This is a genomic window from Pseudomonas sp. UBA6699 (assembly GCF_002454615.1).
GTDB classification, from domain to species: domain Bacteria; phylum Pseudomonadota; class Gammaproteobacteria; order Pseudomonadales; family Pseudomonadaceae; genus Aquipseudomonas; species Aquipseudomonas juntendi.
The window spans coordinates 1-13,670 of record NZ_DKJF01000094.1; the positions used below are offsets into that span (position 1 = coordinate 1).

The window sequence follows — 13,670 nt, forward strand, 5'->3', positions numbered from 1 at the left end:
ATACCTTGTGGCAAACACCTATCAGCCCTGATGCGATCCCTCTGGGAGCTGGCTTGCCGGCGATAGAGCCCAAACAGGCAATAAAAAACCCGAAGCCAGTCCCCCGGCTTCGGGTTTCTCTATTTCCTGCAGACCCTTACTTGGCTACGGTTCCAGCAACCCCACCGGTATTCAGCCGCCGACGTGGCTTGACCATGTACACCACGAACATCGCAAACAGCCAGATCGGGATCGCGTACACCGACACCTGAATGCCTGGAATCATCAGCATGATGCCGAGAATCAGCACCACGAAGGCCAGCACCACATAGTTGCCATAGGGGTACCACAGCGCCTTGAACAGCGGCTTCTGGCCGGTGCGGTCAAGGTGCTGGCGGAATTTCAGGTGCGAATAACTGATCATCGCCCAGTTGATCACCAGGGTAGCCACCACCAGCGACATCAGCAGTTCCAGGGCATTTTGCGGCATCAGGTAGTTGAGCAGCACGGCCACGAAGGTCACCGCTGCCGACACCAGAATCGAGCGCACCGGCACGCCGCGTTTGTCGACCTTGGCCAGCGCTGCCGGGGCATCGCCCTGCTCCGCCATGCCCAGCAGCATGCGGGCATTGCAGTAGGTGCCGCTGTTGTACACCGACAGCGCGGCCGTCAGCACCACGAAATTCAGCAGGTTGGCGGCCACGTCACTGCCCAGCAGCGAGAACACCTGCACGAATGGGCTGCTGCCATAACTGCCGCCCGAGGCGTCGATGCTGGCCACCAGGTTGTCCCACGGGGTCAGCGACAGCAGCACCACCAACGCACCCACGTAGAAGATCAGGATACGGTAGATGACCTGGTTGATCGCCTTGGGGATCACGGTCTTCGGCTTGTCGGCCTCGGCAGCGGTGAACCCGAGCATTTCCAGGCCACCGAAAGAGAACATGATGAAGGCCAGGGCCATCACCAGGCCGCTGACGCCATTGGGGAAGAACCCGCCGTGCGACCACAGGTTGGCGACGGTGGCCTCCGGGCCGCCGCTGCCGCTGGTCAGCAGGTAGGCACCCAGGCCGATCATGCTGACGATGGCGACCACCTTGATGATGGCGAACCAGAATTCGGCTTCACCGAAGAACTTCACGTTCATCAGGTTGATGGCGTTGATCAGCACGAAGAAGGCGGCTGCGGTAACCCAGGTCGGGATTTCCGGCCACCAGTAATGGACATACTTGCCAACCGCCGACAGCTCCGACATGCCCACCAGGATGTACAGCACCCAGCAGTTCCAGCCAGACAGGAAACCGGCGAAGCCGCCCCAGTAGGTGTGGGCAAAATGGCTGAATGAGCCGGCCACCGGCTCCTCGACGATCATCTCGCCAAGCTGGCGCATGATCATGAAGGCGATGAAGCCGCAGATGGCGTAACCGAGGATCATCGACGGGCCGGCGGATTTCATCACGCCTGCCGAGCCGAGGAACAGGCCGGTACCAATTGCGCCGCCAAGGGCGATCAACTGGATGTGACGGTTCTTCAGGCCCCGCTTGAGCTCGCCTGAATGCATGTTTTGTCCACTCATGAACGAAGTCACCTGCATTGTTTTTATCTGTGACGGAATCGGACCCACCGCGCTCGTGGCGCAGCGGAATGGGCAAGGTGGTTACCTTGGGTTTCTCGACCTCAGGTGCCGCCGGGGCGGGTCAACCAGGCGTGATCAAGAGTGCGCGGTACGCAAGGGGGTCACAGGTAAAACGCGGCGCACTGTATACCCCTGCAAACGCGCAGGCGTCAACGCGTTGCATCCTTTCCTCGGGAAAAAACGCAGCGATCCTGTGGTATAGGCCTTCAAAGGCGGAGTGATCGGCGTACATGGCGCCTCCATTTGTTGTTTTGTCAGCCAGGCGCTGTGAACCGGCTGTTGCACACGGCAATAGCGGCTATAACACCGTGGGCAAGGGGGTTTGGGCAAGGGTGGTGGGGATTGGCGCGGGGGGCTTGCATCGTTGGCAGCGGCAAGTTTTTTTGACAGGCCGGGGCGTATTCCGAAACACGAACGGAAATCGGCTGATTTTGTACACATTTCTTTACGGGGTGGTTCGCGGACTTGCCAGTCGTCCGAAAAATTCTTTTGCTTCAGTGTCTTGGGGCCGCAAAGCGGCCCCAAATTACTTAATTGGGCCAATCAGCCACGCGGCTTGCCACGGCCACGGCCGGCAGGCTTGTCACCTTCAGGCTTGGCTGGGCGCTTGCGCATTTCGCTTGGGCGCTCGGCCACGGCGCTGCCGCGGTTGCCTTTGCGTGGCGCTTCTTCACGCGGCTGGCGTGCCGGGCGCTCGCCAGCGGCAGCACCTTCGTGGGCCGGGCGCAGGTTGCGCACGCGCTCGCCACGGCCCAGCGGGCGGGACGATTTGCGCTGCAGTCGCTCCATCTTGTCCTTGGCCTTGAGGTTCAAGGCAGGCAGCGCAACCGGCTGCAAGCCGACTTCAGCGGCCAGGATGTCGATTTCGCCCTGGGACATTTCCCGCCAGCGGCCCATCGGCAGGTCGGAGTTGAGGAACACCGGGCCGAAGCGCACGCGCTTCAGGCGGCTGACCACCATGCCCTGGGATTCCCACAGGCGACGCACCTCGCGGTTACGGCCTTCCATCACCACGCAGTGGTACCAGTGGTTGAAACCTTCGCCACCGGGTGCCTTCTGGATGTCGGTGAACTTGGCCGGGCCGTCTTCGAGCATTACACCGGCCTTCAGGCGCTCGATCATCTCGTCATCGACTTCACCACGCACACGCACCGCGTACTCGCGGTCCATCTCGTAGGACGGGTGCATCAGGCGGTTGGCCAGTTCACCGTCGGTGGTGAACAGCAGCAGGCCGGTGGTGTTGATGTCGAGTCGGCCAATGTTGATCCAACGGCCTTCTTTTGGCCGCGGCAGGCGATTGAACACGGTCGGGCGGCCTTCCGGGTCGTCACGGGTGCAGATCTCGCCATCGGGTTTGTTGTACATGATCACCCGGCGGGTGGCCTCGGCAGCCTCCTCGCGCTTGATCAGCTTGCCGTCAACGGCAATGGCATCGTGCAGGTCGACGCGTTGGCCGAGGGTAGCCGCGACGCCGTTGACCTTGATCCGGCCCTGGCTGATCCAGGCCTCGACGTCACGGCGCGAGCCCACGCCGATGCGGGCCAGCACTTTCTGCAGTTTTTCGCCGGACGGCGGGGTAATTGCGGTGTCTTGCAGGTCTTGCTCACTCATCTGGGCACCTCCCGGTGTAGGAATGACAAAGGGTTTCTGGCGACGAATGCGCCAAAAGGCCGCGCATCATACGCGGTTCGGCGGGGGAACGCACTGCAGGTTAGGAGGTTTTGCGGGGGCAGCGAGAGGTTTCTGCCTAACGGTGAGGTGCTTGCCGCGCAGGGCCGCTACAGGCAACCGCACGATCAGGGCTGCAGCTTGCCCTCTTCTTCCACCGCGGCCTCAGGTGCTTGCCCACGCAAATCGTCAAAGTCGGTCTTCAGCCCTTCTTCCATGGCATCCAGCTCCACCAGCAAGCTGCGGAAGCTGGTTTCCTCCTTTGGCTCGTCAACCGCTTCCTGCTCGCCCAGGCTGGCATCGGCCAGGGCCTGCAGGTGGGCCGGTACCGGTGCATCATCCGGGTCGAGCAGCGGCTCAGGCTGCAGCTCGCGCAACTCGGCCAACGCTGGCAACTGCTCCAGGCTCTTGAGGTTGAAGTGGTCCAGGAACGCCTTGGTGGTGGCGAACATCGCCGGCCGGCCGGGCACCTCGCGGTAGCCCACCACGCGTATCCACTCGCGCTCCATCAGGGTCTTGATGATATTGCTGTTCACCGCCACCCCGCGCACATCCTCGATCTCGCCACGGGTGATCGGCTGGCGATAGGCGATCAACGCCAGGGTTTCCAGCAAGGCACGCGAATAGCGCTGCGGGCGCTCTTCCCACAAGCGGCCGACCCAAGGGGCGTAGGCTTCGCGAATTTGCAGGCGGTAGCCGCTGGCCACCTCCTTGAGCTCGAAAGCGCGGCCGTTGCACGATTTGCCCAGCACCTCCAGCGCCTGCCTGAAAACCTTGGGCTCGGGGCGCTCGGCTTCCTCGAACAACTCGAACAGACGCTCCAGTGATTGCGGTTTGCCCGACGCCAGCAGGAAGGCTTCGATCAGCGACGCCAGGTCGCGGGGTTCATTCAGGTTCATCGGGTTCTTCAACAAGCGCCGGGCGAAGCCGCACGTGGATGGCGGCGAAGGGTTCATTCTGCACCAGTTCGATCAGCGCTTCCTTGACCAGTTCGAGAATCGCCATGAAGGTGACCACTACCCCCAGCTTGCCCTCGTCGTGCCCGAACAGCTCGACGAACGGCACGAAAGCACCGCCCTTGAGGCGCTCCAGCACCTGGCTCATGCGCTCGCGGGTGGACAGCGTTTCACGGCTGATCTGGTGGCTCTCGAACAGGTCGTTGCGCCGCATCACCTCGGCCATGGACACCAGCAGCTCTTCCAGGCTGACCTGCGGCAACAGCTTGCGCACCTTGGCCTGCGGTGCCTCCAGGCGCGGCACCCGCACCTCACGGCCAACCCGTGGCAACGCGTCGATACCTTCGGCTGCGGCCTTGAAACGCTCGTACTCTTGCAGCCGGCGGATCAACTCGGCGCGCGGGTCACCCTCCTCTTCCTCGGCCTCGGCCGAGCGCGGCAGCAGCATGCGCGACTTGATCTCGGCAAGCATGGCCGCCATTACCAGGTATTCGGCGGCCAGTTCCAGGCGCACGCTTTTCATCAGCTCCACATAGCCCATGTACTGGCGGGTGATTTCAGCCACGGGGATGTCGAGGATGTCGATGTTCTGCTTGCGGATCAGGTACAGCAACAGGTCCAGCGGCCCTTCGAAGGCTTCCAGGATGACTTCCAGGGCGTCTGGCGGGATGTACAGGTCCAGCGGCATCTCGGTCAGGGCTTCGCCGTAGACCAAGGCCAGTTGCAACTGCCGCGGCTCGTCGACCTGCGTGGCCGGCGCCTCGGGCGCTTGCAGCTGGCTCACGCGCTGGCCATGAACGGCGCAGGGTCGCCGCAGCCTTCTCGAATCAGCTCAGGTTCGTCGCCGGAAAGGTCGATGATGGTCGACGCCTTGAGGTCACCGTAGCCGCCATCGATCACCAGGTCGACATGGTGCTCCAGGCGCGCACGAATTTCGTAAGGGTCGGTCATCGGCTCGTTATCGCCAGGCAGGATCAGGCTCACGCTCATCAGCGGCTCGCCCAGCTCAGCCAGCAACGCCAGGGTAATGGCGTGGTCTGGTACCCGCAGGCCGATGGTGCGGCGTTTTTCGTGCAGCAGCAGGCGGGGCACTTCGCGGGTGCCGTTGAGGATGAAGGTGTACGGCCCAGGCACGTGCGCCTTGAGCAGGCGGAAGGTGCCGGTATCGACCTTGGCATACAACCCCAGCTGCGACATGTCGCAGCACATCAGGGTGAAGTTGTGGGTCTTGTCCAGGCCACGCAGGCGCCGGACGCGCTCGATCGCCGCCTTGTCGCCGATCTGGCAACCCAACGCATAGGCCGAATCGGTGGGGTACACCACCACGCCCCCCTTGCGGATGATCTCTACCGCCTGGCGGATCAGCCGCGGCTGGGGGTTCTCCGGATGAATCTGGAAAAATTGGCTCACGTAGTCGTCCTGTTCATACCGTAATAGGCTGTTCATGGCTGAATCGGCGCCACAAAGGCGGCAGGTCCTCGGGCAAAGGCCGGTAGGCACCGATCTCGCCCCAGGTGCCGGGGCCGTGGAAGTCACTGCCAGCGCTTGCCAGCAGGCCGAACTCACGGGTAAGGATGGACAGGGTGCCCACCTGCTCGGCAGGCATCATCCCGTTGACCACTTCAAGCGCCTGCCCACCTGCCTGAATATAGTCGGCAATCAGCCGCCTGCGCTTGCTGCGGGTCAGGTCGTAGTGCATGGGATGGGCCAGGCTCACCCAGGCTTTGGACTGGCGCAGCGTGGCAACGGTTTCATCAAGGGTGAGCCAATGCTGCTTGACGTCGCCCAGCTTGCCCGCCCCCAGCCACTTGCGAAACGCCTCGCCGCGGTCCTTGACGTGCCCGGCACGCACCAGGTATTCGGCAAAGTGCGGGCGCGCCGGTGCGTTGCCGCTGTCGCCCAGCTCGTGCTGCACGGCGCGGGCGCCGTCGAGGGTGCCTGGCATGCCCTTGGCGGCCAACCGCTTGTCGATTTCTTCGGCGCGCAGCCAGCGGCCGCGGTGCAACGCTTCGATCGCCGCCAGCAATGGCGGCGCATCGAGCGGGAAGTCGTAGCCCAGCACGTGAATGGTTGCGCCCCCCCAGGTGCACGAAAGCTCGACCCCGCTGACCCAGCGCATGCCCCGCTCAACGCAGGCCAGGCGCGCTTCGGGCAGGCCTTCGAGGGTGTCATGGTCGGTCAGGGCCAGCGTTTGCACCCCGTGCTCATGGGCCCGGGCGACCAGCGCCGTGGGCGACAGGGCGCCGTCGGAGGCCGTGCTGTGACAGTGCAGATCAACATTCATGGAGGAGCGCTTTCGCTGGAATCGATGTTTGTTATTATGCCGTCACATCCCGATTCTGGCTGCCATTGTGAAACAATTCATCGATTTCATCCCGCTGTTGCTGTTCTTCATCGTGTACAAGCTGGACCCACGCCCGCTTGAAGTCGCTGGCCACAGCTTCGAATTCGGCGGTATCTACAGCGCCACGGCCATGCTGATCGTCAGCTCGCTGGTGGTGTACGGCGCGCTGTTCCTGCGCCAGCGCAAGCTGGAAAAGGGCCAGTGGCTGACCCTGGTGGCCTGCCTGGTATTCGGCGGCCTGACCCTGACCTTCCACAGCGAAACCTTCCTCAAGTGGAAGGCGCCGGTGGTCAACTGGCTGTTCGCCCTGGGCTTTGCCGGCAGCCACTTCATCGGTGACCGGGTGCTGATCAAACGCATCATGGGTCACGCCCTCACCCTCCCGGATGCCATCTGGACGCGCTTGAACCTGGCCTGGATCGCGTTCTTCCTGTTCTGTGGTGCGGCCAACCTGTTCGTCGCCTTCACCTTCCAGGACTTCTGGGTGGACTTCAAGGTGTTCGGCAGCCTGGGCATGACCGTGATCTTCCTGGTGGCGCAAGGCGTGTACCTGTCGCGCCACCTGCACGACGACCCTTCTACCTCCAAACCCAAGGATTGACATGCTCTACGCCATCATTGCCAGCGACGTCGCGAACTCCCTGGAAAAGCGCCTGGCTGCCCGCCCGGCGCACATCGAACGCCTGCAGCAGCTCAAGGCCGAAGGCCGCGTGGTGCTGGCCGGCCCACACCCGGCCATCGACAGCAACGACCCGGGCGAAGCCGGCTTCAGCGGCAGCCTGATCGTCGCCGAGTTTGCCTCGCTGGCCGAAGCCCAGGCCTGGGCCGATGCCGACCCGTACATTGCCGCAGGCGTGTACGACAAGGTCGTGGTCAAGCCGTTCAAGCAAGTGCTGCCTTGACCTGACCGCTCCATGCCCGCGAAGTGGCCAGGCGATAGCTGCCGTTATACGCAAGCCATCAGTCTGCGGTATCTTTGCCACTGGCGGGCCGCAGAGCCGCCGTCAATGGTGGAATCGAGTGAGTCATGAGCGAGCTGTTACTGATTGATGATGACCAGGAACTGTGCGAGCTGCTGTGCAGCTGGCTGACCCAGGAAGGGTTTTCCGTACGTGCCTGCCACGACGGGCAGAGTGCACGCCAGGCCTTGGCCGAGCATGCACCTGCGGCCGTGGTGCTGGATGTCATGTTGCCCGACGGCAGCGGCCTGGAGTTGCTCAAACAACTGCGCAGCGAGCACGCCGAACTGCCGGTGCTGATGCTGTCGGCCCGTGGCGAGCCGCTTGACCGTATTCTTGGCCTGGAACTGGGTGCCGACGATTACCTGGCCAAACCGTGCGACCCACGCGAGCTTACCGCGCGCCTGCGTGCAGTACTGCGCCGCAGCCACCCCGTTGCCGCCACCAGCCAGCTGGAGCTGGGCGACTTGGTCTATAGCCCAGCCCGCGGCGTGGCCAGCATCGATGGCCGGGAAATGACCTTGACCTTGTCCGAAAGCCGCATACTTGAAGCGCTGCTGCGCCAGCCTGGCGAGCCGCTGGACAAACAGGAACTGGCGCAGATCGGCCTGGGCCGCAAGCTCACCCTCTACGACCGCAGCCTGGACATGCACGTCAGCAACCTGCGCAAGAAGATCGGCCCGCATGCCGATGGCCGGCCACGCATCGTCGCCCTGCGCAGCCGCGGCTATTACTACTGCCTGTGAGCTGCTGCGAGCTGCAAGCTGCAAGCTGCAAGAAAGAGCAGAATCGCGATCGGCCTCACTTGTAGCTTTAAGCTTTAAGCTTGTAGCTTGTAGCTTGTAGCTTGTAGCTTGTAGCTTGTAGCTTGTAGCTTGCAGCTTGTAGCTTCCAGCTGTTCTTTACCCAGCCTTTACCATCCACTGACTGCGCTTGACGGTGATCTCCCTAGACTGTGCTCATCCGGTAACCACCGGCCTATGAAAGGAGAGACACCATGCGCAAGACCCTTATCGCCCTGATGTTCGCCGCCGCCCTGCCAACCGTAGCCATGGCCATGCCTGACGGCGGCCCACGTCACGACGGCCCGCATCACCGCGGTGAAGCGGCCTTCCAGCAACTGGACCTGAGCCGTGACCAGCGCCAGCAGATCGGCAAGCTGATGGGCGAGCAAATGCAGCAGCGCCGCGACATTACCGAGCGTTACCTGGCCAAACTGCCGGCTGCCGACCAGAAAGCCATGAAGGACGAACTGCAAGCCAGCCGCGCCAAGACCGACACCGCCGTGCGCAACCTGCTCAAGCCGGACCAGCAGAAGAAGTTCGACGAACTGCAAAAGGAACGCGCTGCCAAGAAAGCCGAGTGGCAGGAGTTCCAGGCCTGGAAAGCTGAAAAAGCCAAAAAGGCCCAGTAAGCTGTCAGCCTGATGCCCGGCTCGCCCCAGCGCGAGCCGGGCTTTTTCTGTTTTAGGAGGTGCTCTTGCGTTCACTGTTCTGGCGCATCCTGGCCAGCTTCTGGTTGGCCATCACCCTGGTTGCAGGCCTGTCGATCTTGCTTGGGCACATGCTCAACCAGGACGCCTGGATCCTCAGCCGCCACCCCGGCCTGAACACGCTGGCCAGCCAGTGGGCCAGGCACTACGAGCAGGAGGGCGTGACTGCAGCGCAGCAGTTCCTGGAACAGCGCAAGGACCGCTACAAGATCGACGTGCAGGTGCTCGATGACAGTGGTGACGCGGTGGTGCCCGGCACGTTCCCGCGCCGGGCAGCAGCCTTCGAGGCACGCCAGCACAACGACCAGCGCCGCCTGCCATGGCGCCGGCTGACCGAGGAATACACCAGCCCCGACACCGGCCAGACCTACCTGCTGATCTACCGCATCCCCCACCCGGCGCTGGATGAGTGGCACCGGGACAGCCTGATGTGGCCACTCAGCGCACTGGGCATCGCCCTGGTGGTGTTGACCCTGTTCAGCCTGCTGGTCACGCTGTCCATCACGCGCCCGTTGAGCCGCTTGCGCAGCGCTGTGCACGACCTGGGCCAGAGCACCTATCAGCAGAACAGCCTGGCGCGCCTGGCAGCCCGGCGTGACGAATTCGGCGTGCTGGCCAACGACTTCAACAAGATGGGCGCGCGCCTGCAAAGCACCCTCGCCAGCCAGCGCCAATTGCTGCGCGACGTGTCCCACGAACTGCGCTCACCGCTGGCCAGGCTGCGCATTGCCCTGGCCCTGGCCGAACGCGCCGAGCCCGAACAGCGCCAGGCCCTGTGGCCGCGCCTGACCCGCGAGTGCGACCGGTTGGAAGACCTGATCAGCGAAATACTCACCCTGGCCCGCGTGGATGCCGAACAGGCCCACGCCGAAGCGATAGACCTCAATGCCTTGTTGGGCAGTGTGCGCAAGGACGCCCTGCTCGGCGCGCCCGACCAGGACGTGCGCCTGGAGGCGCAACCGGGGCTGGTGTTGCAAGGTTGGCCGACACTGATCGAGCGGGCCGTGGACAACCTGCTGCGCAACGCCCTGCGCTTCAACCCGGCAGGCCAGCCCATCGAAGTCAGTGCCGTGCGCGATCAGGCGCGGGTGGTGATCTGTGTGCGCGACCATGGCCCGGGTGCAGCCCCGGAGTACCTCGCCCAGCTGGGTGAACCGTTCTTCCGCGCACCGGGGCAGGAGGCCCCAGGGCACGGCCTGGGGTTGGCGATTGCGCGCAAGGCGGCGGAGCGGCATGGCGGCAGTCTGGTACTGCACAACCACCCGCAGGGCGGCTTTGTCGCCCGGCTTGAACTGCCCTTGCAAGCCGCTTCAGCGTAAGGCTGCCAAGGCCGTGTACGTTCAGGGCTGCAGCGCAGCCCTTGCTCGCGCCCGCGTCACTCGCCCCAGCCCGTGACGAAATCAGCGGTGGCCAGCACCGGCGCGGTCCGTGGCTCGGTCATTGGCGTGCCGACGTACAGGTAGCCGATCAGTTCCTCGTTCTCCGCCAGCCCCAGCCCCTTGTGCACATGCGCGTCGAAGGCCATGTCCCCGGTGCGCCATACGGCGCCGATGCCCTGCGCATGGGCAGCGATCAGGATGCCATGTGCCGCACAGCCCGCCGCCAGGCGCTGCTCGGACTTGGGCACCTTGAAGTGGTCCTGCAAGCTGGCCACCACCACGATCAGCAACGGTGCGCGCAGCGGCATGGCGCGGGCTTTGTCCAGCGCAGCCTGGGTGGCTTCACCCTTGTGCTGCACCGCTTCGGCGAACAGCTCGCCCAGCTTCTCGCGGCCCTGCCCTTCGATGGTCAGGAACCGCCAAGGCCGCAGTTGGCCGTGGTCCGGCGCCCGCAGGGCAGCCTGGAACAGCGCCTCGCGCTGGGCGGCATTGGGGGCAGGGTCGGTCAGGCGTGGCACGGAAACACGGTTGAGCAATGCGTCGAGAGCCTCCATCGGCTACCCTCCTGGCAGTGGAATGTGCGGCCATTCTCAAGCTGCACGCCCTAAGCTGCAAGCTGCAAGCTGCAGCACGCCGGCTTTTCGTGCAGCGTGCCGCGCCTGGCTTGCAGCGGCCCGGCCCATAGGTAGAATGGCGCCCTTCCGTTTCGAGTCAGAGCAGATCACATGGCGTTGCCGACCTTAAGGATCATTGGTTTCATCATCGGCATCTTCCTGATCACCCTGGCTGTGGGCATGGCCGTGCCCATGGCGACCTTGGTGATATTCGAACGCACCGGCGACATGCCGTCGTTCCTGTGGTCCAGCCTGATCACCTTCATTGCCGGGCTGGCCATGGTGCTGCAAGGGCGGCCCGAGCATGTGCACCTGCGGCCACGCGACATGTACCTGCTGACGGTCTGCAGCTGGCTGGTGGTCTGCGTGTTCGCCGCCCTGCCCTTCCTGCTGACCCAGCACATCAGCTACACCGACGCCTTCTTCGAAAGCATGTCGGGCATCACCGCCACCGGCGCCACCGTGCTCAGCGGGCTCGACAGCATGTCGCCAGGCATCCTGATGTGGCGCTCGATGCTGCACTGGCTGGGCGGTATCGGCTTCATCGCCATGGCGGTGGCCATCCTGCCGCTGCTGCGCATTGGTGGCATGCGCCTGTTCCAGACCGAGTCTTCCGACCGCTCCGAAAAGGTCATGCCGCGCTCGCACATGGTCGCCAAGTCGATCGTGGGGGTATACGTCGGCTTCTCGATCCTTGGCGCGCTGGCTTTCTGGTGGGCCGGCATGAGCCCGTTCGATGCCATCAACCACGCCATGTCGGCGATTTCCACCGGTGGTTTTTCCACCTCCGACCAGTCCCTGGCGAAATGGGACATTCCCGCCGTGCACTGGGTGGCAGTGGTGGTAATGATCATGGGCAGCCTGCCGTTCACCCTGTACGTGGCCACCCTGCGCGGCAACCGCAGGGCGCTGCTCCGCGACCAGCAGGTGCAGGGCTTGCTGGGCATGCTGCTGGTCACCTGGCTGGTTCTGGGAACCTGGTACTGGTACAGCACCAACCTGCACTGGCTGGACGCGCTGCGCCACGTGGCGCTGAACGTGACCTCGGTCGTCACCACCACCGGTTTCGCCCTGGGTGACTACAGCCTGTGGGGCAACTTTTCGCTGATGCTGTTCTTCTACCTGGGCTTCGTCGGCGGCTGTTCCGGCTCGACCGCGGGCGGCATCAAGATCTTCCGTTTCCAGGTCGCCTACATCCTGCTCAAGGCCAGCCTCAACCAGCTGATCCACCCGCGTGCGGTGATCAAGCAGAAGTACAACGGCCACCGCCTCGATGAAGATATCGTGCGCTCGATCCTGACGTTCTCGTTCTTCTTCGCCATCACCATCTGCGTCATGGCGCTGCTGCTGTCGCTGCTGGGGGTGGACTGGATGACCGCCCTGACCGGGGCTGCCGGTACGGTCTCCGGGGTGGGACCTGGCCTGGGGGAAGTGATCGGCCCGTCGGGCAACTACGCCACGCTGCCGGACGCCGCCAAGTGGATCCTGGCTGCCGGCATGCTGCTTGGCCGGCTGGAAATCATCACCGTGCTAGTGTTGTGCATGCCGGCGTTCTGGCGTCACTGAGCCCTTCGCCCACGGCGCCGAGCCGGGCGCGGTACTCACTGGGCGTGGTATCGAACCACCGGCGGAACGCGCGGTAGAAGTTGCTGGGGTCGGCGAAGCCCAGCAGGTAGGCGGTTTCCAGCAGGGTCATGCCCGGCTGGGCCAGGTACTGTTCGGCCAGTTCGCGCCGGGTGTCGTCGAGCAACGCCTGGAAGCTGGTGCCCTCTTCCTGCAGACGCCGCTGCAGGGTGCGCTGCGACAAGTGCAAGGCCTGCGCCAGGGTCTCACGCTTGGGCTCCCCCTGCGGCAAGATGCGGCACAGCACCTGGCGCACCCGGTGGGTCACGCGGCTTTCGGAAAACCGCGCCAGGTACTCCCCGGCAAACCGGTCGTGCAGCACTGCCATGGCTTCATTGGCCGTGGGCAAGGGTGCCTCCATGTCGGCCCGCTCGAACACCAGCGCGTCATACGGCGCGTCGAAGATCAGCGGCGAATGGAACGCCACCTTGTACGGCTCGATATTCCTGGGTTGCGGCCCCTGCACCAAAACCCGGCGTGGCTGCACCGGGCGGCCGCTCAACCATTTGCACAGCGCCAGCGCACAGGCCAACGACGCTTCGGCACTGTGGCGGGTGGGCGGCAGATGGTCGCCGTGCACGGTGAGGATCAACGAGTAGCCCTCGGGACCCAGCACGAAACTGAGATCGGAGCTTTCGGCGATGATGCGCTGGTAGCGTACCAGCCGCTCGAACCCCTCGGCCAAGGTGCGGCTGGACATCAGCGCATAGCCCACCACGTGAAACGAGGCCGGGCGTACCACACGCGCCATGTTCAGGCCAATGGCCTCGTTGCCGGACAGTTCCACTGCCAATTGCCACAGCCGGGTCATGGAGTCTTGGGGGAAACGCGCGTCGGGATCGTCGAGGGCGGCGAAATCCAGCCCCAACTGCTTGAACATGGCCCGGCAGTCCAGCCCTTCCAGCTCGAGTGCCTTTACAATCCCTGATGCCCAACTGGCTGACGTGGTTCTTTCGCTCATGACAGGCTTCTTTCCTGACCGCTCCTGCGGTGAACCCCAAGGATACTCAATTGGCGCCT

At 63.9% G+C, this 13,670-nt stretch carries 14 protein-coding genes; 6 read left to right on the top strand and 8 right to left on the bottom strand.

Annotated features, from left to right (window positions below; genetic code table 11):
- Positions 1-136: 136 nt before the first annotated feature.
- From B3361_RS17745 to B3361_RS17770, 6 genes are all read right to left on the bottom strand, one after another.
- The gene (locus B3361_RS17745; RefSeq protein ID WP_166524954.1) at positions 137-1,555 is read right to left on the bottom strand and encodes an amino acid permease; all 1,419 of its coding nucleotides are present in this window, start codon (positions 1,553-1,555) and stop codon (positions 137-139) included.
- 603 nt (positions 1,556-2,158) lie between these two features.
- Positions 2,159-3,226, bottom strand: coding sequence for a 23S rRNA pseudouridine(2605) synthase RluB (rluB, locus tag B3361_RS17750; protein WP_054905565.1), 1,068 nt, complete (start codon positions 3,224-3,226; stop codon positions 2,159-2,161).
- A gap of 185 nt (positions 3,227-3,411) precedes the next feature.
- Complete coding sequence (scpB, locus tag B3361_RS17755; RefSeq protein WP_054905566.1) at positions 3,412-4,182, bottom strand: SMC-Scp complex subunit ScpB; 771 nt, start codon at positions 4,180-4,182, stop codon at positions 3,412-3,414.
- The gene (locus tag B3361_RS17760) at positions 4,169-4,894 is read right to left on the bottom strand and encodes a segregation and condensation protein A (RefSeq protein ID WP_161893131.1); all 726 of its coding nucleotides are present in this window, start codon (positions 4,892-4,894) and stop codon (positions 4,169-4,171) included. Before B3361_RS17760 ends, scpB begins: the two co-directional genes overlap by 14 nt.
- 125 nt (positions 4,895-5,019) lie before the next feature.
- Positions 5,020-5,649: an L-threonylcarbamoyladenylate synthase gene (locus tag B3361_RS17765; protein WP_054905567.1), complete on the bottom strand. Its 630-nt coding sequence runs from the start codon at positions 5,647-5,649 to the stop codon at positions 5,020-5,022.
- 13 nt (positions 5,650-5,662) lie between these two features.
- Positions 5,663-6,523 (bottom strand): PHP domain-containing protein, encoded by an 861-nt coding sequence (locus B3361_RS17770; protein ID WP_054905568.1) that lies wholly within the window; start codon positions 6,521-6,523, stop codon positions 5,663-5,665.
- Between the two features lie 67 nt (positions 6,524-6,590).
- Between B3361_RS17770 and B3361_RS17775 the strand changes: the two genes are divergently transcribed.
- The 5 genes from B3361_RS17775 to B3361_RS17795 all read left to right on the top strand — a co-directional run bounded on the left by B3361_RS17775 (position 6,591) and on the right by B3361_RS17795 (position 10,353).
- On the top strand, positions 6,591-7,184 hold the full coding sequence (locus tag B3361_RS17775; protein WP_029887818.1) for a septation protein A: 594 nt from the start codon (positions 6,591-6,593) through the stop codon (positions 7,182-7,184).
- Between the two features lies 1 nt (position 7,185).
- Complete coding sequence (locus B3361_RS17780) at positions 7,186-7,485, top strand: YciI family protein (RefSeq protein WP_054881893.1); 300 nt, start codon at positions 7,186-7,188, stop codon at positions 7,483-7,485.
- Positions 7,486-7,610: 125 nt separating this feature from the next.
- The gene (locus tag B3361_RS17785) at positions 7,611-8,288 is read left to right on the top strand and encodes a response regulator transcription factor (RefSeq protein WP_029887817.1); all 678 of its coding nucleotides are present in this window, start codon (positions 7,611-7,613) and stop codon (positions 8,286-8,288) included.
- A gap of 251 nt (positions 8,289-8,539) precedes the next feature.
- Positions 8,540-8,956 (top strand): Spy/CpxP family protein refolding chaperone, encoded by a 417-nt coding sequence (locus B3361_RS17790; RefSeq protein WP_009683655.1) that lies wholly within the window; start codon positions 8,540-8,542, stop codon positions 8,954-8,956.
- Positions 8,957-9,015: 59 nt separating this feature from the next.
- Entirely contained in the window at positions 9,016-10,353 is a 1,338-nt protein-coding gene (locus B3361_RS17795) for a sensor histidine kinase (RefSeq protein ID WP_054905569.1), read from the top strand.
- 56 nt (positions 10,354-10,409) lie between these two features.
- Here the strand turns inward: B3361_RS17795 and B3361_RS17800 are convergent, their stop codons facing one another.
- Positions 10,410-10,967 (bottom strand): NAD(P)H nitroreductase, encoded by a 558-nt coding sequence (locus B3361_RS17800; protein WP_054905570.1) that lies wholly within the window; start codon positions 10,965-10,967, stop codon positions 10,410-10,412.
- A gap of 171 nt (positions 10,968-11,138) precedes the next feature.
- On the opposite strand from B3361_RS17800, the gene B3361_RS17805 reads away from it, so the two are divergent.
- A complete protein-coding gene (locus B3361_RS17805; RefSeq protein WP_054881891.1) occupies positions 11,139-12,593 on the top strand; it encodes a TrkH family potassium uptake protein in 1,455 nt (484 codons plus the stop codon).
- On the opposite strand, the gene B3361_RS17810 is transcribed toward B3361_RS17805, so the two are convergent.
- Positions 12,550-13,611, bottom strand: a complete 1,062-nt coding sequence (locus B3361_RS17810; protein ID WP_009683660.1) for an AraC family transcriptional regulator — start codon at positions 13,609-13,611, stop codon at positions 12,550-12,552. The genes B3361_RS17805 and B3361_RS17810 overlap by 44 nt on opposite strands.
- Between the last annotated feature and the right edge of the window lie 59 nt (positions 13,612-13,670).